The sequence below is a fragment of the Bacillus sp. SIMBA_031 genome, assembly GCF_046535225.1.
In the GTDB taxonomy this organism is placed as follows: Bacteria; Bacillota; Bacilli; order Bacillales; family Bacillaceae; genus Bacillus; species Bacillus velezensis.
This window is the reverse complement of record NZ_JAWRXC010000014.1, coordinates 1-22,342: the sequence shown is the minus strand read 5'-3', so window position 1 is coordinate 22,342 and position 22,342 is coordinate 1. Positions and strand designations below refer to the sequence as shown.

The window sequence follows — 22,342 nt, the reverse complement described above, 5'->3', positions numbered from 1 at the left end:
GGCTTCTCCGCCTTTTTCACCGATTTCCTGATAGAATTCTTTGTCGTGATTTTTGCTTGTGGCTTCTCCGCCTTTTTGACCAATTTCCTGATAGAATTCTTTGTCATGGTTATTGCTTGTCGCTTCTCCGCCTTTTTTACCTGCTTCTTCTCTGCTCATTTTGTTATTATCTTGTGCCATTTTTGAATTCCTCCTTTAATTGGTGTTGGTTGTTGGTTTCCCGATTTCAGAACTGCTAAACAAAGAAAACACATTGAATGTGTTTTCGGGTGGTTTTTATCATTCTGTATCGTCCAGGCGTTTTAAAATCCGGCGTTTTTTATAAAGCATGATGCCTGTTTCTGCGATGCTTTCTAAAGCTGAACGGTTGGCGGACGCGCCGAAGATGATGCCCGCGACCGGAACCATTTGCAGCAGTTTTTTCGCAGCGAACGTATCGCGGTAGCTGTAAACGACTTCCCGCCAGCCTTGGATTTGCGAGGCGACGCGCTGATAGGCGCGGTCGTTTTGATCATATTGCCGTAAATCTTGCAGAATCGCTTTTTTTCCGATGACGTCACTGGATGCAAGCTGGAGCAATTTGACGATAAACACGCGTTCTTTTTTGTCTTTCGGATCAAAGCCGTAAGCAACCGCGATATCCTGCAGCGTCTTTAAGGACAGGCCGAGCATCGCCGGAATGTCTGCCGCCAGCGTGAATACGCCGCCGACTCCCGTTGCGGCTCCCTGCACCGTCGCGGCCTTTACGCTTGTACGCGCTATGGCTTCTGCGATTTCGTCCATGACGGCAAGCGGCGCATTGCGGATGTCGCGAAGCGTTTGACATGTACCGTGCGGCAGCCGTTTTTGAAACTTTTTCATGATGCGCTTTTCTGATGTAAGGTACTGTCCGCCTGACTGAATAAACGTTCCCGTTTCATCGAGAATGAGTCCGATTTTCCTCTGAATAAATTGCGGTGTCAGCTTGTCCAAAAGCTGAAACGGCAATCGGGTGAATGTTTGCCAGAACATCACCCTCTGCTGCGCCTTTTCCCATTTTTGAATGTCTCTCAGTTGTCTTTCCAGGTCTGTCCGCTCTTCTGTCACCCGTCCTGCACGTCCTTTCTGATTCTTTGTTCATAGTATACCTTTATGGCGTTTTCTTTTTACACCCGGCCGGATTTTTTATCCGGAAAACATTCCATTGTTTAATTTTCTTCAAATTATATATATTGTATAATTCTGAATAATAAGATTGAAGGAGAATGTTGAATGCAATGGATTTATTTAAGTTTAGCGATCATTTTTGAAGTATTGGGTACGGTCAGCATGAAATTATCAAATGGATTTACAAAACTTGTCCCAAGTATTTTATTATTATTGTTTTATATCGGCAGCCTTTGTTTTCTTACTTTGACTTTGAAATATATAAGTGTCTCCATCGCGTATGCGGTCTGGTCGGGAATGGGGATCGTGCTGATTTCCATGATCGGAATTTTTTTCTTTCATGAACAGTTCTCTGTCATAAAAGCTGTCTCTGTTCTTCTGATCATCATCGGTGTCGTTTCCTTAAACTTTATTTCTGAAAGTGAAACGTCATCAAACGGCATCAGCGTTCATACGGACAGAAACAGATGATGAAAGGGTTAAAGGTTCTCTTCCTCATTACAGATATTGGATTTATCGTTTGTTGGATTGTTACTTTTTTTGAGTGGATTCCAAAAAACATGGTGTTTAAAGATTATGATAACGCCATGATAATGGCCTGGAACTGGTCATTCTTTCCCTTAGATATTTTCATTTCGATAACCGGGCTGTACAGCTTGTTTCTTTATAAACGGAAACATGCGTTATGGCGCTCTTTCGCATTAATATCACTTGTGCTGACCTTTTGTTCAGGCCTGCAAGCGATTGCCTTTTGGGTATTTATCGGTGATTTTGATTTTATGTGGTGGGCATTCAATCTGTACTTGCTTCTTTATCCTTTATATTTTATTCGGAAATTGCTGGTCTCTCGTCACAATAGCTGTCATTCTTTTTGATGAGGCGGTTTTCTTTTTCTCCAGGCGGGAAACACTTTTCATAAAGGAGTGATAGACATGCCTTGGTCTATGAAGGATTATCCGCAATCATTGAAGAATCTCGAGGAACCTGTGAAGAAAAAAGCGATCGAAATCGCGAATGCGATGGTAGATGAGGGTTATGAAGAAGGACGGGCCATTCCCATTGCGACAAGTCAGGCGAAAGAGTGGAAAAAAAACGCTTCTAAGGAAGAAATCGATCAGCTGATGAAACACGATGATGAAACGAAACGCGGAAATTGAATCGGAATAAAGGAAAAACCCCGCTCTCAAGAGAACGAGGTTTTTCTGATTATAAACCGTAATAATAAGATAGTGTGGTGACTGAAACGTAGCCTGTCGCTCCTGCATACGTGACTTTCAGCCATTTATTGGAATTGGTGTAGTGGCCTTGAACATATTCTCCGGTTACCCAGGAACCTGTAATTTTTTTACCGCTTGAGAATGTTGTGATCGTTGAACAGCTGACCTTAGAGCATGAGCGCATGTTAGCACCGTAAATACCGACTGTGCCCCCGCTGGCTAAAATGGAAACGTCCGGTTCAGCTTTAGGTTTGAAAGCTGCTGCTGATGCAGAGCCGCCAAAAGCGAATAAAGAAACAGCAAAAATCATGGCTAAAGAAATGATCGACAAACGACGTACCAAGAAAATTCCCCCTCTTTTATCATATGGCTGGAAAGATTTCCTGACGTTATTATACTTTTTCGCCCGGGAGACTGAAATAAGTCTAATGCTCCAACTTCTTTTCTTCGCAAGTGACCATGCCGATTCTTTATTTGATAAATAACAGCGGTTTATTGGACTGGAATCACTGATATATCGTTGATTCAAACGTTTATTCAGAGCGGCCGGAGTTTTTCCGGAGGTCATTTGAATGGTACAGAAAGATTTTATCTTCCAATGGAAAGAAACATTATTATTCTATTTACCCGGGAAAACGGAGGAAATACAGCGTCTTTTTCTCAGGATCAGTTGGGCGGACAGAAAATTGTGAAGTGATATGGGCAAGTGTCCTCTTTTCACCTTTTTAAAAGAACGCTCAACGCATCCGCGCATGATCGGACGCGGAAACACGCTTTGCGAACGGCATCGCTTCTTTCCCGGAACGATGCCGTTTTCATTTTCGGACCTTTCTTCGGCGGGATACATATCATAGATAAAACAGGGCATCAATGTGCCGGTTTATTGAACATAAAGAACTTGACATCTCATAATAGCAGATTTATGATGTAGATAAAATAATTTGCATCTAGGAAACTTTTTGTTATTTAGCTAAAAATCTATCGGAATTTAGGTGAGACATAATGAGCAAAGACATCTCAGCACAATCACTGCAAGCAAAAGCCGTGCAGGATGCACTTGACGGCAAAAGCAAGGGATTCAAGCGGCTTCTGCCTTTCTTAGGCCCAGCCTTTATCGCGGCGATTGCCTACATTGATCCGGGAAACTTCGCTACGAATATCTCAGCTGGTTCGAAATTTGGGTATATGCTGCTGTGGGTCATCCTCTTTTCAAACTTGATGGCTTTTTTAATCCAAGTTCTTTCCGCGAAGCTCGGAATCGCCACGGGTAAAAACCTTCCGGAAATCGCCAGAGACCGGTATCCGAAATGGGTATCATCCGGGCTGTGGATACAGGGTGAACTGGTGATTATGGCAACTGATCTGGCAGAATTTATCGGGGCGGCGCTCGGGCTCAACCTGCTGTTCGGCATACCGATGGTTGAAGCGGCCATTATCGCGGCAATCGGATCATTCGCGATTTTAGAGCTGCAGCGCCGGGGTTACCGGGCGCTGGAAGCGGGCATTGCCGGACTTCTGTTTGTCGTGGTGATCGCCTTCGCTCTGCAAACCTTCTTTGCCAAACCTGACGCCGCCTCCGTTCTCGAAGGGCTGTTTATCCCGAAAATTGACGGAATGGACAGTGTGCTTCTGGCAACCGGGATACTCGGCGCAACCGTGATGCCGCATGCCATTTACTTACATTCCGCACTGACACAGCGCCGTGTCGTCGGAAAAACGGATAGTGAGCGGAAAAAGATTTTTAGATTCGAGACGATTGACATTCTCATCGCGATGGTGATCGCCGGGGCGATTAACGCAAGCATGCTCATCGTCGCTGCCGCGCTTTTCTTCAAGAACGGGCTGTATGTAGAAGATTTAGACGTGGCTTATCAGCAATTCGGCCACTATATCGGACCGGCTTCAGCCATTCTCTTCGGGATCGGGCTGCTGGCCGCAGGACTTTCAAGCTCTTCTGTCGGCACATTGTCAGGCGATATTATCATGCAGGGCTTCATCCGTTACCGTATCCCGCTTTATTTGCGGCGTTTCATTACCATCATTCCGCCGATGATCATCATTATCTCGGGGGTCAACGCCACAGAAGCGCTCGTATGGAGCCAGGTCGTTCTTTCATTCGGCATCTCCTTTGCGCTCGTGCCGCTGATTATGTTTACAAGCAACAAACGCCTGATGGGCGCCCTGACGAACCGAAAATGGGTGACGGCTCTCGCCTGGCTGATTGCGGTTTTGGTGATCGCGCTTAATCTGTTTGTGATCTACGATTCATTCCGTTAGAAAAAAACCGGCCATAGCGGCCGGTTTTTCTTTTGACGCCGGGTGCCGTTCGTATCTTTTTCCGGGCGTTTTTGGTATGATAGAAGAAAAATCGGAGTTTTGCTTATGTCAGTATTTATCCTTTTTTATCTGTGGATTGTGCCGATTGTCATCGGCATCTTCTGTTCTCTTATTGCTTATCGGACAACGGGTAAGAAACGTCTGATTCCCGGCTTTTTGATGATCGCATTAAGCATCGTTTCCTTAATCACGGGGCTTTGGATCGGCGGGGTGAACTATCATGTGTTCATCGGGGGCATGTTTTTATTCGGTACGTTATTGGCCGGCTCCGCCTTCCCGTTTTTCTTCGCTCTTTCACGCAAACGAAAATAAACAGGCATGCCGCCTGTTTATTTTTATTCATTAACCCTAAATTATAAAACCGCTCCGATAATGTGATTCCGCCTCAAACAGCCTGTACATGTGTTATATAGGCTTCAGCCCATGTCCCATCTCATCGAAACTGCAGCCAAAATGAATCCTGCTAAAGAAGATTTTGAATTATAAGAAAAATACTGTATTAAAATCCTATTTACCCCAAAAATACCTATTGATAGAATGGTATCTGAGAGGGGAAAATGTTCAAAGCGGATCATATCGGTCCCGCCTAAATACATAGTCTTTCATTTCTCTCTACACTACATTTCTAAAGGAGGATTTCCCATTAAACACGCAGCTAAAGGCATTCTGTTTGCCGCATCTTTAGCCCTTGTAACTACTGCTTTTGTCCCCGCATCCTTAGCTAAAGAAAATCATAATAATACTGCCAATGCCACTGGAACGACCAAATCATTTTTTTATCAGACTGATACGCAATTTTCCTACGGACTTAAAGCACAAAGCGATGCATCTGTGTCAAAACCAGTCAAAGATGTAATCAGAGAAGTGCTGAAAAATAAAACAAAATTATTCAATCTTGTTGAAAAATTAGCAGGAAAGAAAATAAGAAATGAACTCGAATCCGTTTTCAATGAACACATAGAACCGGTTTTAAAGAAAATGCTGAACGAGTATGTCGCCTTAAGCTGGGCTGACGTGGAAAAGAATCTTTATCTTTCACTTAAAAAGTCCGGACTTTCTGACAGCCAGGCTAAAAACCTCGCTCAATTGACAACTTTAGCAATGAAAGCATTTTAAAATCATTCATAAATGATCGTCAGGAAAATACGTATGAAGTAATGCAAAGTGCTGTTAGATTCACTCTAATAGCACTTTTTCATTGGAGATGTCACATGACTGTCTTTTTTACTGTTCTGCTCACTTTCTTATGCTGCCTTGTGATTTCATCTCTTATTTTTATGATTCTATTAAAAAAAGAGATCGTGGATACACCGCCAAACCGCTTAGCTCATGCAGCATTCATAGGGCTAATTGGATTCTCCCTGTTCTTCGCTGTGACTGTACCTAGCCTAGTTATTTATTTTATAGCTATAACTGTAAATCATTTTTTCGGAGAATATATCATCTATGGTTCACTTTCAGACTTATACATATTTTCTGTCGTCGTAAGTATCTTAGCTTTAGTTTATATGCTTATCCTTACAGCAATTGTAAAAGGAATGACTCATGTTTTGACATTGCCTGCTTGGTCAGCGTATATCCTTGAATTCATTTTTGCATGGGCTGCTGTTTACTTCTCAATTCAATACGTTTCCAATCATATCATTAAGAACATATCTATATTTCAAGGTGGAGAAATTCTTCTTTCATTGTTCATCACTTTCTTATTTTCGGGATTGGATATCCTTTTCACTAATTTGGATAAGTTCACAAAAGAGAAATTAGGCTAAGGGGGTAACAAATATGAGGATCATGACATATATATCTTATTTTTCTATTTCTTTAGTTTTGCAGGTGGTATGGCTGCTATTAATAAAAAAAACTCCTAACCTATCTCTGATAGATATGATTACGGTGTCCTTCTTATTCACCCTCTTTATGTTCATCTTAGATCAAATTTTCAAAAAAAAGCGGACAAATTAGGGACTGTTTTTTAATAATCCTCGGGCTTCTCTCTCGTTTTGAAATGATTCCGGATCTGGGGATGTTGCGGTGAGCCAATCATTAATGAATAACACCAGCCTCTGTAAAATACTTCTCCTTTTATATAACCTCCTGACATTTCCGTCATATATTCAAATGAAAAAACTGCAATAGGGAGTAATGAAACATGATATTGTTTATTGGCAAGTTCATGTTGCTCTTTTTACTCTGTTCGCTGGCATATTATTTGTTTAAAATTGTTTATTACAATATAGGGAAGAACATTGCGCTTAAAACCCCGAAAGGGACAAAGACAAACCGGACGGCACATGTATTTGTCAAAAATGGAACTACACTGAATGAGGGAGATTACTTTATGATCGCTGTTGTGACCGCTCTCTGGCTGTTCTTGAGATGAATTGCACTGGTCCTTCACGAGTTTTTTAATCAGCCATCGCTCGCCAGCTGCGAATTTTACGATTTTCTTTACCGTTTCCCCAGATTTTAATACGATATACTTTCGATTGCGGTCCCCGTCCTCTAAGCTTCCAAGCGGGTTCAAACTGCTGACCCCTTCCTTACCATGGAAGGGGTCAGTAAAGAAATAATCATCAATAAGAAAGCCTAAAAAAATAAACAGGCATGCAGCCTGTTTATTTTTTTGTAAGCGCCGGCTTTTTTAAAACAGCCGTTTTAAGCTTTTCTTGAGCGACGGCATTTCGATTTTTTGGTTTTCAAAGAAATTTTTCAGCATGTATTTGCTGAAGCCCTTCGCTTGGCCGTAAGTGATTTTTCCCGGAAGCGGCGGCTCGTCGCCGATGACGGCGTCGATGACGACCGGCTCATTTGAGTTGAGCGCTTCATGAAAAGCGGGAGCCAATTCCTCGTGTTTCGTCACTTTGATCCCTTTTGCCCCGCAGCTTTCTGCAAAAGCGGCGTAATCCATATTTTGCAGCTGGGTGACGTAGTCAATGTTGCCTTTGACCCGCTGTTCATATTCAATCATGCCTAAATTTTCGTTGTTTAAAACGACAACCGTAATCGGCAGTTTGTATTTAACAGCCGTCGGCAGATCCTGCATTACCATTGAAAATCCGCCGTCTCCGCAAATGGCGATGGACTGCCGCTCAGGTTCGGCAAGGCTTGCGGCAATCGCTCCCGGAAGCCCGCATCCCATCGTGGCGAGCCAGCTTGAGACGATAAAGTCCTGCTTCTTCATTTTAAAATGGCGGGCCATCCACACCGTAACCGTTCCGACATCCACTGACAGGTCGGCGTCCTCTGCGGCGGCATCCTGAAGCCGGGCAATGACCTGCTGCGGCTTGAGCGGATGAGTCGCTTCGGTTTCATCCTTTTCGATTTCCTTCCACCAATGCTTCATGTGCTCGGTGCAGGCGTCCAAAAACCTTCTGTCTTCTTTATATTCAATGTATTCCGTCAGCTCTTTCAGCCCCAGAGCCGCATCACTGACGATTCCCGCATTGACGGGATAGCGCTTCCCGATTTTCGCCGGATCCGAATCAAGCTGAATGGCGGGCGTATCATCCGGGAGATAATCCCTGTATGGGAACGATGTGCCGAGCATGATCAGCAGATCGCATTCCTCCATTGCTTCGTAGGCGGGCTTTGTGCCGATTTGCCCGAGATTCCCGAGAAAGTGGGGATGGCTGTCAGGCACGACGCCTTTTGCCGGAAGGGTAATCACAATTGGAGCGGCCGCTTTATCGGCGAATGCGAGCAGCTCCTCTTTTGCTGATTTTAACCCTTGGCCGGCGAGAATGACCGGTTTTTTTGCGTTGTTAATATATTGCGCGCATGTCACGAGATGTTCTTTTTTCGGCTCTATATCGGCTTTGAGGTATATCGGCGATGTATAAACCGGCTCCCGTTTGATTTTTTGCGCGAATAAATCATCAGAAACGGTTAAAACGGCAACGCCTTTTTTGCTGTAAGCCGTGCGGATCGCCTGATTCAGAAGATCGGGCAGCGCTTCTGCCGTATGTACTTGCTGGTTGAACACCGCCACGTCCTCAAACATTTGCTCTAATTTGATTTCCTGAAAGCTGTCACGGCCGATTTCATCGGAAGCCACCTGTCCCGCAATCGCCAGCACCGGAACGCCGTCCGCTTTGGCGTCGTATAAACCGTTCAGCAGATGAACGGCCCCCGGTCCTGCGATTGAAAGGCAGACACCGATCTGCCCGGTCAGTTTTGCCTCAGCCGCGGCAGCCAGGGCTGCGACTTCTTCGTGCCGGGTTTGGATGAATGTCAGGTTATTTCGTTCATGTCTCAGTTCTTCGATAAATTCATTAATGCTGTCTCCGGGAATGCCGTATATATGACCGACTCCCCATTGTTCAAGCAGCTCCGTCATTACGTGTCCTGCTGTTTTACTTGGCATACTGCATCCTCCTTTTACCTGTATTCATCCCCTTTTTCATACGGGTTGAAACACGGGCTATACTCTCAGCTTTTTTCTCAGCCGATCAAGGATGGATAACAGATTTCGGTCTTTAAGGACTGCCTTACGATTTGCCGCCCCATTGAGTCCGTCTTTTATTTGGAGTTTCCTGTTCGGCACCATGAACAGCGGCAGCCGGTTTGAGGAAAACCAGCGTAATGCGGCGGTTTCCGGCCCGTTCATCAGCGGTGTTCCTCCGGTAATGGCTCCGATGAAGACATGTTGTGTATCTTCAAATGCCGGCCTTTCATACTCACCGGCTTTTTGCAGGATGGTCACGTTATAACCGGTTTCTTCGAAGGCCTCTCTTACGGCTGCGGATTCAGGTGTTTCACCTTCTGCGATCCCGCCCCCGGGCAAGTCCCATAAGGGAATGTCTTTTCGTTTTACGAGCAATATGTCCCGCCCGTCATTTTGAATGATGACAAAAGCGCCTTGAGCCATGGCGTCCTCCTTTACAAAAAAGACCGCGGCATTTCAGCCTGCGGTCTTTGCCGTTACTTTTTAAAATGATACGGCAGGGTGGCGACGATTATGTCCTTCTTCCAAAACAGCCGGACTCGGAGCAAGAAGGCTGATTGGTTGTGAAGGATGGTCTGCCAGCGTTTTTTCGTAATAAATTGCGGAAACAGCACCATCACGGAGAACTGTTCTTTTTTCGCTTTCTGTTCGACCGTTTCCAAAAATTTATCAAACGGGTGAACCAGACTGCGGTATGAGGAATGCAGGGTGACGAGGCGGACGCCGTTATGAAGTTCTTCCCAGCGCTTTTCCACCTTTTTTTCGTTTTCTCTGTCAAAGGAAACATGAACCGCAATAACCTGATCCGATAATGATTTCGCATACTGAATCGATTTTTGGACGACGGTGGTGACACCGGCGACAGGCACGATGACGACGGTTCCCCTGATTTCCTCAGGCTGCTGATCAACGACCCGCAGCTGTTCGCCGACCGCGGTGTAGTGATTTTTAATGACGAAAAACAGCATGACGACAGCAGGCATGAATAACAGCACCGGCCAGACAAGATTGAACTTCGTCGCGAATAAAATACACAGCACCATAAATGAAATGGCGGCGCCGCATGAGTTGATCAGCATTTTTACCGCCCAGCCCTTCGGCTTCTGCCTGATCCACTTGATGCACATTCCCGTCTGCGACAGCGTAAACGGAATGAACACGCCGACGGCATAAAGCGGAATTAAATGTTCCGTGCGGCCGCCGAATAAAAGAATGAGCAAGATGGACGCGATACCGAGAAAGATGATTCCGTTTGAAAATCCTAATCGGTCGCCCCGTACCGTAAACATTCTCGGCATATACTGATCGCGCGCTAAATTAAACGCCAGCTGCGGAAAAGCGGAAAAGCCCGTATTCGCCGCAAGCACGAGAATCAAAGATGTAACGCCTTGAATGAAATAATACACCGTATGGCGGCCGAAAGTTTCCGCGGCGATTTGTGAAATAACGGTCTCGTTAGGCTTCGGTCCCGTGCCGTAGCCGTACGCCAGCACCGTAATCCCCGTAAATAAGATCGCCAGCAGAATCCCCATCATGGCCAGAGTGCGGGCCGCGTTTTTCGCCGGAGGATTTTTAAAGGCAGGGATCGCGTTTGAAATGGCTTCAACACCGGTCAGTGCCGAACAGCCGGATGAAAAGGCCTTCAGCAGCAAAAACAGCGTAATGCCCGCCACGGGTGTGCCGATCGGCGTGTGTTCGACCGGATGAACCTGGCCCGTCATGAGCTTAAACAGCCCGACGACGATCAAAAGGACAAGCGCCGCCACAAACAGATAGACGGGATACGCCAAAATGGACGCCGACTCTGACAGTCCTCTCAAATTTAAAATCATAATCAGAATCACAAGCAAAACAGCAATGAGCAAATGATGCGGGTGCAAAGCCGGAAATGCCGATGTAATGGCGTCAGTTCCGGCAGAAATGCTTACCGCCACCGTCAGAATATAATCAACAAGCAATGAGCCGCCCGCAATCAGGCCGGGCTTCTCACCAAGATTTTCTTTAGAAACCATATAAGCGCCTCCGCCTTGCGGATAAGCGTAAATAATCTGTCTGTAGGACAGAATCAAAGCAAGCAGCAAAATGAGAACACCCGCTGCGATCGGAATGGAATACCAAAACGCGGCCGCGCTTACCGCAGCCAAAATGATCAGAATCTGTTCCGTTCCGTAAGCAACTGATGACAGCGCGTCTGAAGAAAGCATGGCGAGCGCCTTGAGTTTCGTAAGTTTTTGCTCTCCGGCCGCCTGTGATTTCAGCGGTTTCCCAATCAAAAATCTTTTGATTGAATGGTACATTTGTTGTCTTCCCCTTTTTTTCATTTTCCGTTTGATTTACAAAGCCTTACTGCTATGATGTCTCCGAATGCTGATTGCATGCCTTATTTCAGCACAGCAAAAAGACACAGAGGCAAACGGATGCCCCTGCGCCATAATCGTGCACAGGTTTCATTCATCTCCTCTCATGAACGCTTACGAGGTTAGCTGTCGGATTCGGGCTTATGAGAGTTGGCCCTACCTGAAAAAGGATTCACCCCAAGCGGCATGACGCGCCGCAAATTGGTTCCCCCGCTCTGATTACAGATTAAGCGATATAGATTATAAAAGAGATCATACTCCCGTCCCGTTCAGTTGTAAAGGGGCTTTTATGCTGTTTCAAAAATAAAAAAATCACCGCCAAAAATGGAAATAAAAATACAAAAAAAGAGGCCTGTTAACGGCCTCTTTTTCCTTCATTACTCTTCGCTTTTTTCATGATCCGTTTTTCTTTTTTTCCTTCTTGCCGTCAGCCAGATCAGACCGGCCGCAATGATCATAAGCGCCGCAAAAACAGCGATATACGTGACGTTCAGTGCTGCGGAACGGCTTTTCGTATCAGCCGATGGACTGCTGTCATCTGACTTGATTTGCTGATGGTTCGAAAACAGCTGCTTGCCTGTCGTTTCGTTGATGACGGTTGCCGCATCGCTTGTGCTGTCTAAAAAGCTGATCAGCTCTTTTGTGACAGACGCGCCGCTTCCTGATAACGGAGCAAAAACAGCAATACTGCTGTCTGAGTCCCAAGGTGATTTCTGGGTAAACGCGACTTGTTTCGTTGTCTCATTCAGCATCTGAAACGAAGAAACATCGTAAGCTCCGCTGCGGTCTGACGGCACGAGAAGCTTAGAGGCGTTTGATTTCAAAAGCGGAATTTGCGGCAGGCCACCGATAAACACAACATTCCGACCTTTGGCATCCGCTTCCTTCATGTCTGATGCCGTCTTTACGGTAAAGCCGTTTCCGAATGAATCCGCCACCAGAGAAAGTTCTTTCAGTGTCTGCATGTTTACGTCATCCGGGATGACGATCACTGTTTTCTCTTTCCCGCCGCCCGCAAACGGGAGCGGCCATTGCCCGAAATCCGCTTTCTGCGCCGCATCGCTTACCGGATACGTCAGCGTGCTGCTTTTATCAATATAGACCCATTTGTTTTCGTCACGGTCGATACACGGATTGTTATGTTTCAAACCTGATGTGACAAATTGCAGATCAATGTATCTGCTGCTGTGCAAAAGCTTCGGATCAATCGGGATTGAGACGTGGTAAAAGCCGTCTTTATCTTGATTGCCGAGATCATCAAGACGCACCGCATTCGGCTGTCCGTTGACCATGACGTTCAGTTCCGCTCTCTCGGCGTCATCATCTGAATCCGCCTTCTTCCGGACTGATTCCGACGTCTTTAATGTAAGTGAAAGCTTGACCTTACCGTCTTTATCAACAGCGGCCGCCGCAGGGTAAAAGAAGTGCTCTGACGCCGTTTTGTTTGATCCGACCGTTACATTTCCCGCGCCGAAGTCCTCTAGTGTCAGTTTATTACCTGTCTTTTCCGCAGCGGGCTGAAGGCGGCCGATTGTCAAAGTATCTCCGCCCAGCTGGCCTGAATAAGCGCTGTCTGTGATGACGCGGATTTTATCCGCCAGCGTTTTGTCTGATTGCGCCGTGACAAACAGGACGGGCTGCCGTTTGTCACCTGATGTCAGAACCCGTTCAGCGAGAAGAAGTTTGTTGTCTTCCGCTTTGATGTTCCCCCGTTCGAAAAGCTCTTTTATTTTCCCGTTCCAATGCTGATCAGCACCGATGACAATTGACGGATTGCTGATTTTGCCGGCGTCGGATTCTTTTACATAGGAAACCTTCAGCCTGCTGTCTGCCGTTTTCAGAAATGCTTCTGTTTTGACTGCGGCTTCAGCTTCCGCCGAGGTCGGTTTGTCAGGAAGGATAATATCGGTTTCTTCACCCGTATTGCCTGATTGGGCAAACGGATATGGGAAATGGCCGAGATCCGCTCCCTTTGACTTGCTTGCTTCTGAAAGTACAAGACGGCTGTCCGGATAAATTTTTATCCAGTTGCCTGACGTATCCTGCCTGACGCAGACGCCCTCTTTTAACACGCCGTAAAATCGTAATGATACATTGTGATAGCCTTGGGCGGATTGGCTTTTGCTGAGATTGAGCTTCACCGTTTTCCGCTTGGAACTGCCGTCAAGCTTTATGGATTTGACGGGTTCATCATCAATGGCGATGGTTAAAGAAGACGGGGCAATTAATAAGTTTGACGCCTCGTAATCAATCAGAAGCGACTGATCGGCATTCGAAGCTCCCGCAGGAATCTGATAGGTCAGCTCTGTGCTGTCTTTCGCCCCGTACAGTGTCATCAGATCGCCAGTCAGCGCCTGCTGCTCTTTTGCGCCGGCGCTTGTTCCGAGGGCGGAACCGTCCGTTTTCAGTTCCCGGGCCGCGGCCGCCTGCCCGTTATACATCAATAGGAAAAGGCCGGTTATTAATATGATCGCTTTTTTCAAAAAGGTCACCCGCTTTTATTTTGATTGTATCGCTCCGTTTTGTACCACTTGACTTCCTGCTTGAACAAGCGGTGCTTGATCTCTGTGAATAATGACCAGATGACGAGCACGATCCAAGCCTGAGAGTATGTAAAGTACATCAGAAATACGATAAAGAAGTTTTGTTTGTTCATTTCTGTTTTTTCAATGCTTAAAGTAATCATGACCTCAGTCATAAACAGGAAAAAGGCCAGTATCCACAAAATCATCGCCAAAAACCCGACTGCCAGATGCAGGTCGTAAAAAAGATTGATGATAAAAATCGTGTTTGACATGATCACACCGAAGAAAAACAAAAAATACGTAAAAAAGAAATAAAACAGATCGAAGATGATCCGCTTGCGTTTCAGCTTAAAAAATCGGGATAAAAACTTGAGAACGACGTATTGGTTGCCGCGCGCCCATCTTGTCCGCTGACGCCACCACACCTTCCATGTCTCAGGCTCCTGCTCCCATGTCACGGCCGCTGGGAAAAAGCGGATGTGATAACCGAGATTATACACGCGGATGGTCAGCTCGGTATCCTCCGCCAGCGCCTTATCATCCCAGCCGCCGAGCTGTTCGATAATGCTCCGCCTGATCGCGAAGTTCGTCCCCGGGATGGTGGCGATTTTGAACCATTTCCATCTGCCGCCCTGCGCCATCCACTGAAAGCAGATGGTTTCAATATTGATAAACTTCGTCAGGATCGTTTTGGCCGCGTTGATGACACGGAATTTCCCGACAACCGCTCCCGCTTTCTCATCATTCATCAGACCGAGAACCAGGTAGTACACCGCCATTTTTTCCGGCGTATTGTCCGCATCATACACGCAGATCACGTCTCCGTTCGATTCCGCGAACCCTGAGTTCAGCGCCGAAGATTTTCCTTTTCCGGCGTTCGGGGGCTTTGTGATGACCATTTTAATGAAGTCATACTGACGGGAAAATTCATTGACGATGTCTCCCGTCCGGTCGGAGGAATTATCGTTAACGACGATGATCTCAAGCCTGTCTTTCGGATAATACAGGTTCACCATCGCCTTCAGCGTCTGCCTGATGACGACCTCCTCATTATGCGCGGGAATGAGCACGCTGACCTTCGGGAGCTCCCCCATCTTTGCGCGCCATTTCGGAATGTTCCGTTCGTAGGTCATATAATGCCTGAATCCGCCCTGCATCAGAAACATGTGATAGAGAAGCATCACCCATATTAAACTTAATGAGATAAAAAACAGAATGTTACTCAAGGCTTCTTCTCTCCTTAAAGATTCGTTTTTTTAATGTGGCGCGCAAATAAAGAACGTAGCAGGCGAACATGATGATAAACAATAACACCACGCCGGAGAGAATCCAAAGCGCTTTTTCCAGAGGCGTCTGCTGATGGTGATTGAAAAAGGCCGTTATCGGATGAATCTTGTTTTCCACATGAATGGTTCCGTCTCCGTCCGTTTTGATCCTGACGCTGTCCGACGTTACCGTTTGCTTCGTTTTCTTCAGATCGAGCCACTCGCCGCCGGGAATCCGCTCCATCTGATTGACGAGCTCGGGGAGGAATTTCATGCCGAGATACGGATGGTAGAAACCGCCCGCCACTCCGCCGCCGAAATCAATCATCTGCGAAATATGATTCTCCATATCTCCGAGCGGATTTTCCTTTGAGTTATCGGCATAACCGATTGTTTCTGGGTACAGCGTCATCCCGTGCAGCATAGCCGGCTTTGAGACGAACGGAGGGGCGCCCGAGGTTTTCCACGTCGTGCCGCTTAGCTGCACTTGTCCGAAAATGCTGGAGAAATAAGAAGATGCGATTTTGTAGCCTTCTTCAGACATCGTATAGTGCGGCGCTTCGAATGACAGCGGGTAAAGGCCGAGTTCTGTCAGATCGTCAATCGCCTGCTCCAGCTTCGTTCTCGTGTAGATGTTTTCTTTTTCACGGAAAGGCTTCACATACGCCCGGTACGCTTTTTCATTCGGAAAATCCTGTTCCTTTTCAAGCTTGACCGGAGTATCATCCGCATTTTCTGACGTAATCGGCTGATCCGCTTTGGCATCCCAAAATTCAAAGCCTTCTCCCGTTTCGCTGTACCGGTATGCGTGCGTGTAGCCGTGAATAATGATGCTGCCGCCCATTTGCTGAAGTTTTTTCAAGACGCTTACCATTTTCGGCTTGTCCGCCAGGTATACTTTTTCTCCGTTTTCCGGATTGAGATAGACCGGAATGACTGCCAGAATAAACGGAATGTGTCTTTTATGCAGGTAAGCGCCCGCTTCGTAAAGCAATGTTTCATCTGACATCGGACTGATGTCCTCAAGCCGTAAATAAAGGAGGGTGCCGCCCTCTGATTCTCCGAATGCGTTGCGCAGCGCTTTCGCCGTCAGAAACGAATCATTTAACAGGCTCGTCACACCGAAATAATAGTCAGAGCGCGCCGTTTTCCACATAAAAGGGAGGATGCTGCCGTCACCGGACCGGTATGTATAAAGGGGCTCCCCTTTTACTCCCGATACGCCGAGCACGGACATCCCTTTTTCAAGCGGCATGTCTGTTTTTTCTTTCTTGCCGTAAATACGGTATACCGTTTCTTTTTCTGTCAGGGACAAACCCGCAAATTGGCGGAACTGCCCAGCGTTATAGCCGATGCTGATCAGCTTTTGCGGCATACTGCTGATCAGAGACACAAATGATGCGCTGAGCTTTTTTTTCGTGACGCCGTAATAGATGACGCGCCGATTCTTTTTGAGATCGGCTGCTGTGATGTCTCCGTCGCTTTTCACGGTGACGGCGGATGAGAAATGGCCCGCGGTCAGATCAAGCATTTTGACCTCAGCGGTTTCTTTGCCGTCCGTGCTTGTATAAATAATGAGAATGCCGTCCTTTTTGTCTTTTGCTTCCGCCGGACGGGGAACATAAACCGCCGAAATCATGAAGAGCGCCGAGAGTAAGAGACGTATCCATTTAGAGTTCATTCATCATCATCTCGTTTTCCAGTTCATTTAAAAATTGCTCGGCCGTTTGTAAATCCTTTCGGTACGCCAAGTAACATACACGGAAGGTGATGGAGACGTATTTACCGTTTTGCAGCCGGTACGTATCCAATTCCTTTTTCAGCTTCGCCAGAACGGCCGGCATGTTTTCTTCAGGCGTATGGGTCAGCACGATGCCGAACCGTTCGGCGGACGGCCTGAATTTTTTGTCTGTTTCCCGAACGCTTGACCGGATTTGGCGGCTGATAAATGCCAGCAGGCGGTCGGTCTCTTTTTCTCCGTAGAGGGATTTGAATTCCTTGAAATAATGCATGTGCAGCAGCAAAAAGACGAAGGAATTGCCGTAGCGTTCAGCCCGCTTGATTTCCTCAGAAAGCTCCAGCTTCATCCGCAGATGGTTGTCAAAGCCGGTCACCCTGTCGACGGCGACAAAGCTCGTAATCTCTTCACGCAGCTGTTTCACTGAGCGCTCAAGCCCCTTCGCCAACTCGTGAATCCTTCCCGCTATGTAAGAAAAGAGCAGCAGCGCAATCCCCCAAATGACCAGCACCTGCAGACTTTCGGCACCGGCAGACGCCATAAAGCTCCCGGTCTGAAACCACAGGAGCAGGCTGCCGAGAACAAATAAGACGAGTAAGGTGATGACGAGCGCATAGATTGCCCCGAACCATATGCCGGCTCCCGCAACAAGCAATGTGATGCAGGTTATCAGAAGCCCTGCGGATTGCTGAGACGCATAGTAAATAAAAAAAGACAGCAGCACCAGCATAACTGCTGTGTAGCTGCACAGTTTTTGTGATTCATTGAATGATATTTTCATTAAACAATTTCCTTTCAGCCAGAAGCGGCAGCAGGTTATCGAAAGAATGTGTATCGCCCCCGCTCATATAGCCGCCGTAATCAGGTTTCAGCGTGTCCAGTGTTTCAAATGAAGTCATTCTTTCATAAAGCGGCTTGATGACAGCCGGATCAGCTTTTTGTTCTGCTAAAAAAAGAACGGCCAGGGCGTAAACGGACGGTGATTCGTACTGAACCGCCGGCTCTTTCGTGTCTGCGCTGTATCGTCCGTACAGCTGTCCGCGCGACTTAAATTCCTCTATCATCCATTTTGACAGCGCGGCGGCTTTGCCATCGCCCCGCTTCAGATTCACGGCGGCGTACAGCTGGTCGATGACATTCACTTCGCTGTCATATTTGTATTCCTTTGTTTCAGTATTGAACGATTTCGGCAGAAAACCATTTTTCAGGGGCGCAAGATTGAGAACATGAAGGTTCCGGTTTTCCGTTTTCTCATCGATAATCCCCTTTTCTCTGAGCATCTGTAAGGCGCCTGGGTCGACATAGGACAACGTCACGGTCTTTGACGCGGCATTTGAAGCGGCATCATAATAATCCGTAAAATACCCGTCATTCGTATTGTATTTTTTCAGCGCCTTCCCGATCTGCACCGCTGTTTTCCCGTATTCACTGTTACCCCACAGGGTTCCGGCCTCATTCAGACAGTTCATAATTCTGAAATCGTCAATTAAGGCATTGGTGCCGCTCGCTTTATTCCCGTCAATCTTCCACGACACGAGCCCGTTTTTCGTCAGAAACGAATCGGTGAGAAGCTGATATTGCGCTTGAAACTGCCGTTCATCTTTCCTGTTCAGCAAAAATGCCATCCATAGTCCGAGAGACTCAGATAAATATTCCGGCTCACCGGATATGTTCGTCCGGATCATCCCCCGCCCGTTCATCAATTTATGATAAATAAAATGCTCTGCGGGCTGAAGCGGTTCGGCCGCCGCCTGTTTTTCAGTGCCGGCCTCCGCGCACCCCGCCGTCAGAACGATCGAAATCAAAAGGATCATCAGACGAAAAACGAATTGCTTCACAGTCTATCCTCCTATTTTACAAATCCTTTTTTAGACCCATATCTTATTTTTTCACAAAGTATTTTTACTATATAGGAAACGATAAAAGAATACTAGCATTTTTTCACATTGGGAAATTTTAAATGGGAGCGCCGACTGCTACCTTTTCCCTCTTCACATGGATCGTATTCCCATTACAGTAAAAAACACAACAAAAGGCAGCATTTCGTTACAAATGCTGCCTTTCTCTGATCTATTTATCCAGGCCGAGTTTTTTCAGCTGTTCTGCCAGCGCGTTGTTCATCGGCTCCTCTTTGTTTTGGCTTTTCATATAAGAGTTGATGTCCCGCTTGGATGCGCGTCCGGATTTATCTTTCGCCTTGCGCTTTTCAAAGACGGACAGTTTCTCCCGGTGGCCGCATACACATGCGAAGGTTTGGCCTTCACCCTGGCCGCGAAGCTCCATTTTCTTATGACAGTTCGGACAGCGGGCGTTTGTTTTTCTTGCCAGCGTTTTCCGGCTGCCGCACTCACGATCCTGACATACGAGCATCGTGCCGCGTTTGCCGTTGACTTTAAGCATCATTTTGCCGCAATCAGGGCAGGCGGTGCCTGAAATGTTGTCATGTCTGAAAGTTTGGCTGCTGTTTTTGATTTCCTTCACCGTTTTGCCCGCATATGTTTTCATGTCTTTAATGAACACGGCGGATTTCAGTTTGCCCGCTGCGATGGCGGAGAGCTTTTGCTCCCACTCAGCGGTTAAGGCCGGTGATTTTAAATCTTCCGGGACGAGCTGTAAGAGCTGCTTCCCTTTTGACGTGATGAAAATATCTTTTTCTTTTTTCTCGATTAAGAAACTGTTGAACAGTTTTTCTATGATATCAGCGCGGGTGGCGACTGTTCCGAGTCCGCCGGTTTCACCCAATGTTTTCACAAGGTTCTTCTCTTCTCCCTGCATAAAGGCGCTTGGGTTCTCCATTGCGGATAACAGCGTGCCTTCATTAAAGCGCGCCGGCGGTTTCGTCTGTCCGCTCGTTTCTTTCAATGATGAGACAGTGAGGCGCTGACCCTGCTGAAGATCCGGGAGCGTCTGGTCTTTGTCTTCCTCATGATCGTCGTCATCCTCGTACATATCATACACGGCTTTCCAGCCAGGCGATTGAACCGTTTTCCCTTTTGCGGTAAATGTTTCGCCGCCGATATCGGCTGTGACCTTTGTTTCTTCGTATTCGAACGCCGGCATTAACACGGCGAGAAAACGTTTGGCGATCAGATCGTAAAGCTTTCGTTCTTTGTCGCTGAGGCTTGAAAGGATCAGCGGCTCCTCTGTCGGAATAATGGCATGGTGATCCGATACTTTCGCATCATTGACGAATCCTTTATGCGCTTTGACGCCCCGCTTCAGTATTTGATTGACGTATTGCGCGTACGGCTTAACTTCCATGCCGTTTAAACGGTCTTTTAAAGTCGGCACGATGTCTGCGGAAAGGAATCTGGAATCTGTCCGCGGGTAAGTGACAAGCTTATGCTGTTCATACAGCTTTTGAAGCACGGACAGCGTTTCTTTTGCGGAGAAACCGAAGCGCTTATGAGCGTCCCGCTGCAATTCCGTCAAGTCGTAAAGACCGGGTGCGAAGCTTTTCTTCGCCGTTTTTTTCAATTCTGAAATGACTGCCGGCTTTCCTTGCAGGTCTTTTGCCAAACGGCCGGTCACCGTCTGATCGAATGTTCTAGTCTGCTTTGTTTTTTTATCCTGCCATGTCAGCGTCATCTGATCAGCCGCCGCGCGGAGACCGTAATAAGGAACGGGTTTGAACGCCTGAATGTCCGCTTCACGCTTGGCGATCATCGCCAGTGTCGGAGTCTGGACGCGTCCGCATGACAGCTGCGCGTTAAATTTTGTCGTCAGCGCGCGAGTCGCGTTGATGCCGACGATCCAATCCGCTTCCGCTCTGGCAACGGCGGAATGATACAGGTTTTCGTACTCTTTGCCGTTGCGGAGCTTTTGAAATCCTTCTTTAATCGCCTTATCCGTCACAGAGGAAATCCACAGCCGCTTAATCGGTTTGCGGACGTTTGCCTTTTCGATAATCCAGCGGGCCACAAGCTCCCCTTCCCGTCCTGCGTCTGTAGCGATTACGATCTGGCTGACGTCTTTTCGGACAAGCTGAGCTTTGACCGCATTGAACTGTTTTCCTGTTTTTTTAATGACGACGAGCTTCAAAGGCTCCGGAATAATCGGCAGATCCTCAAGCCGCCATGATTGAAATTCTTTGCCGTATCCTTCAGGGTCAGCGAGCGTTACCAGATGCCCGAGCGCCCATGTGACGATGTAGCGGTCGCCTTCAAGATATCCGTTTCCTTTTTTATGACACTTCAGCACGCGGGCCAAGTCCCGGCCGACTGAAGGTTTTTCAGCTAATACAACTGTTTTTGACATGCTTTTCACTTCTCTTTCTTTCACAATCATCCTGTTATTATAACAGACTTCCTCACGCTCTCTCTAATCGAGGACGTTTTTTGTGTCAATTTCTGAGAAAATGACGTGGGTCACGGTTTGGGCATACGGAGAGGTGCGGTTGATGAAGTGTTCGATCGTTTCCAGGCTGTCCGCGTTCATCTTCAGCATATAACACGCCGCCCCGGCGACCCGAAAACAAAATTCAATGTTGGGAATGGATTGAATGTAGGTTTTGAATTGATCGTATTTTCCGTTTTTCACCGTCGCTTCGACAATGCAGGAGACGGGAAGCCCGATCTTTTTTTGATCAATGTCCAATGTATAGCGCTTAATAACGCCGAAAGATTCAAGCTGTCTGACACGCTCTGTGACGGACGGGGCTGACAATTTGATTTTTCTGCCAAGCTCCCGCATAGACAGGCGGCTGTCCCGCTGCAGCTCTTTAATGATGCTCAGATCAACATTATCTAGTTTCATGACTGTAGTCCTTCCTTACCCTTTTGGCTATATTATCAAGAGAAATCCGAAAATGACAAGAACAACAGGCTGAATTAATAAAGGTTTTTTAGGAACTGACGCGAAATGGTCATATTAGGACTGCCCTTTGCTTATAGTATAGAGGAAAAAAGATGTCCGACAGGAGGGAGCTGTATGTTACACACGCCGATCGGCAGACTTCGCACGATGGGGTTTATTGAAGGAATGTCGCTTTTGGTGCTGCTGTTTATCGCGATGCCGCTGAAGTATTGGGCTCATCATCCGCTCGCCGTCACCATTGCCGGTTCCATTCACGGCGGTTTGTTTATCATTTATCTGGCGGTGCTGGCGTATGCGGCGTTTACTGTCAAATGGCATGTGAAATGGTCAGCCGCCGGTTTTATCGCGGCCTTTATTCCGTTCGGTAATTTTATTTATGACCGCGGCCTTAGAAATTATCAATAAAAAAGCTCCTCTGCAGAGGGACTGACCCCATAAGATGAGACAAATAAAAACACCTTCAAGTTTGAATACGGATGATTGTTATCCGAAATTAGA

At 46.9% G+C, this 22,342-nt stretch carries 20 protein-coding genes, 2 pseudogenes and 1 riboswitch; of the genes and pseudogenes, 9 read left to right on the top strand and 13 right to left on the bottom strand.

Features of this window, described 5'->3' with window-relative positions:
- A pseudogene (gene gsiB, locus SB724_RS18940) lies at positions 1-180 on the bottom strand (glucose starvation-inducible protein GsiB); the annotation flags it as partial.
- 99 nt (positions 181-279) lie between these two features.
- Positions 280-1,086: an EcsC family protein gene (locus SB724_RS18935; RefSeq protein ID WP_265973382.1), complete on the bottom strand. Its 807-nt coding sequence runs from the start codon at positions 1,084-1,086 to the stop codon at positions 280-282.
- Positions 1,087-1,251: 165 nt separating this feature from the next.
- Here SB724_RS18935 and SB724_RS18930 point away from each other — a divergent pair, with 165 nt between their 5' ends.
- From SB724_RS18930 to SB724_RS18920, 3 genes and pseudogenes are all read left to right on the top strand, one after another.
- A complete protein-coding gene (locus tag SB724_RS18930) occupies positions 1,252-1,617 on the top strand; it encodes a DMT family transporter (RefSeq protein WP_017419236.1) in 366 nt (121 codons plus the stop codon).
- Complete coding sequence (locus SB724_RS18925) at positions 1,614-2,021, top strand: DUF5360 family protein (protein ID WP_410572317.1); 408 nt, start codon at positions 1,614-1,616, stop codon at positions 2,019-2,021. The genes SB724_RS18930 and SB724_RS18925 overlap by 4 nt, the downstream gene beginning before the upstream one ends.
- Before the next feature lie 57 nt (positions 2,022-2,078).
- Positions 2,079-2,294: pseudogene (locus SB724_RS18920) on the top strand (DUF2188 domain-containing protein); the annotation flags it as partial.
- A gap of 58 nt (positions 2,295-2,352) precedes the next feature.
- Here the strand turns inward: SB724_RS18920 and SB724_RS18915 are convergent.
- On the bottom strand, positions 2,353-2,706 hold the full coding sequence (locus tag SB724_RS18915) for a hypothetical protein (RefSeq protein ID WP_007410203.1): 354 nt from the start codon (positions 2,704-2,706) through the stop codon (positions 2,353-2,355).
- 656 nt (positions 2,707-3,362) lie between these two features.
- Here SB724_RS18915 and SB724_RS18910 point away from each other — a divergent pair.
- The 5 genes from SB724_RS18910 (at position 3,363) to SB724_RS18890 (ending at position 7,080) form a co-directional block, all read left to right on the top strand.
- Positions 3,363-4,640, top strand: a complete 1,278-nt coding sequence (locus tag SB724_RS18910; RefSeq protein ID WP_410572320.1) for an Nramp family divalent metal transporter — start codon at positions 3,363-3,365, stop codon at positions 4,638-4,640.
- A gap of 105 nt (positions 4,641-4,745) precedes the next feature.
- Entirely contained in the window at positions 4,746-5,012 is a 267-nt protein-coding gene (locus SB724_RS18905; protein ID WP_012116848.1) for a hypothetical protein, read from the top strand.
- 225 nt (positions 5,013-5,237) lie between these two features.
- Positions 5,238-5,816, top strand: coding sequence for a hypothetical protein (locus SB724_RS18900; protein ID WP_172645800.1), 579 nt, complete (start codon positions 5,238-5,240; stop codon positions 5,814-5,816).
- 95 nt (positions 5,817-5,911) lie between these two features.
- A complete protein-coding gene (locus SB724_RS18895; protein WP_410572314.1) occupies positions 5,912-6,469 on the top strand; it encodes a hypothetical protein in 558 nt (185 codons plus the stop codon).
- Between the two features lie 380 nt (positions 6,470-6,849).
- Entirely contained in the window at positions 6,850-7,080 is a 231-nt protein-coding gene (locus tag SB724_RS18890) for a hypothetical protein (protein WP_007609513.1), read from the top strand.
- Between the two features lie 261 nt (positions 7,081-7,341).
- Here SB724_RS18890 and SB724_RS18885 read toward each other — a convergent pair whose 3' ends face one another.
- From SB724_RS18885 to lrpC, 10 genes are all read right to left on the bottom strand, one after another.
- On the bottom strand, positions 7,342-9,063 hold the full coding sequence (locus tag SB724_RS18885) for a pyruvate oxidase (RefSeq protein WP_410572312.1): 1,722 nt from the start codon (positions 9,061-9,063) through the stop codon (positions 7,342-7,344).
- Between the two features lie 57 nt (positions 9,064-9,120).
- Positions 9,121-9,567: an NUDIX hydrolase gene (locus SB724_RS18880; protein WP_410572310.1), complete on the bottom strand. Its 447-nt coding sequence runs from the start codon at positions 9,565-9,567 to the stop codon at positions 9,121-9,123.
- Between the two features lie 53 nt (positions 9,568-9,620).
- A complete protein-coding gene (locus SB724_RS18875; RefSeq protein WP_410572308.1) occupies positions 9,621-11,441 on the bottom strand; it encodes an APC family permease in 1,821 nt (606 codons plus the stop codon).
- A 156-nt stretch (positions 11,442-11,597) separates the two neighbouring features.
- A riboswitch (cyclic di-AMP (ydaO/yuaA leader) is annotated at positions 11,598-11,744 on the bottom strand.
- A 134-nt stretch (positions 11,745-11,878) separates the two neighbouring features.
- Positions 11,879-13,984 (bottom strand): cellulose biosynthesis cyclic di-GMP-binding regulatory protein BcsB, encoded by a 2,106-nt coding sequence (locus SB724_RS18870; RefSeq protein WP_410572306.1) that lies wholly within the window; start codon positions 13,982-13,984, stop codon positions 11,879-11,881.
- A 5-nt stretch (positions 13,985-13,989) separates the two neighbouring features.
- Entirely contained in the window at positions 13,990-15,252 is a 1,263-nt protein-coding gene (locus SB724_RS18865; RefSeq protein ID WP_410572304.1) for a glycosyltransferase family 2 protein, read from the bottom strand.
- Positions 15,245-16,972 (bottom strand): DUF2334 domain-containing protein, encoded by a 1,728-nt coding sequence (locus tag SB724_RS18860; protein ID WP_410572302.1) that lies wholly within the window; start codon positions 16,970-16,972, stop codon positions 15,245-15,247. Before SB724_RS18860 ends, SB724_RS18865 begins: the two co-directional genes overlap by 8 nt.
- Complete coding sequence (locus SB724_RS18855) at positions 16,962-17,810, bottom strand: diguanylate cyclase domain-containing protein (RefSeq protein ID WP_003156258.1); 849 nt, start codon at positions 17,808-17,810, stop codon at positions 16,962-16,964. Before SB724_RS18855 ends, SB724_RS18860 begins: the two co-directional genes overlap by 11 nt.
- Positions 17,791-18,867 carry a lipoprotein YdaJ gene (locus tag SB724_RS18850; RefSeq protein WP_410572300.1) on the bottom strand — a complete coding sequence of 359 codons (1,077 nt, stop codon included), beginning with the start codon at positions 18,865-18,867 and terminating at the stop codon, positions 17,791-17,793. Before SB724_RS18850 ends, SB724_RS18855 begins: the two co-directional genes overlap by 20 nt.
- A 232-nt stretch (positions 18,868-19,099) precedes the next feature.
- Complete coding sequence (locus tag SB724_RS18845; protein ID WP_029326219.1) at positions 19,100-21,286, bottom strand: DNA topoisomerase III; 2,187 nt, start codon at positions 21,284-21,286, stop codon at positions 19,100-19,102.
- 63 nt (positions 21,287-21,349) lie between these two features.
- The gene (gene lrpC, locus SB724_RS18840) at positions 21,350-21,784 is read right to left on the bottom strand and encodes a transcriptional regulator LrpC (protein WP_007410180.1); all 435 of its coding nucleotides are present in this window, start codon (positions 21,782-21,784) and stop codon (positions 21,350-21,352) included.
- 174 nt (positions 21,785-21,958) lie between these two features.
- On the opposite strand from lrpC, the gene SB724_RS18835 reads away from it, so the two are divergent.
- Positions 21,959-22,249 (top strand): DUF3817 domain-containing protein, encoded by a 291-nt coding sequence (locus tag SB724_RS18835; protein WP_003156265.1) that lies wholly within the window; start codon positions 21,959-21,961, stop codon positions 22,247-22,249.
- Positions 22,250-22,342 lie beyond the last annotated feature (93 nt).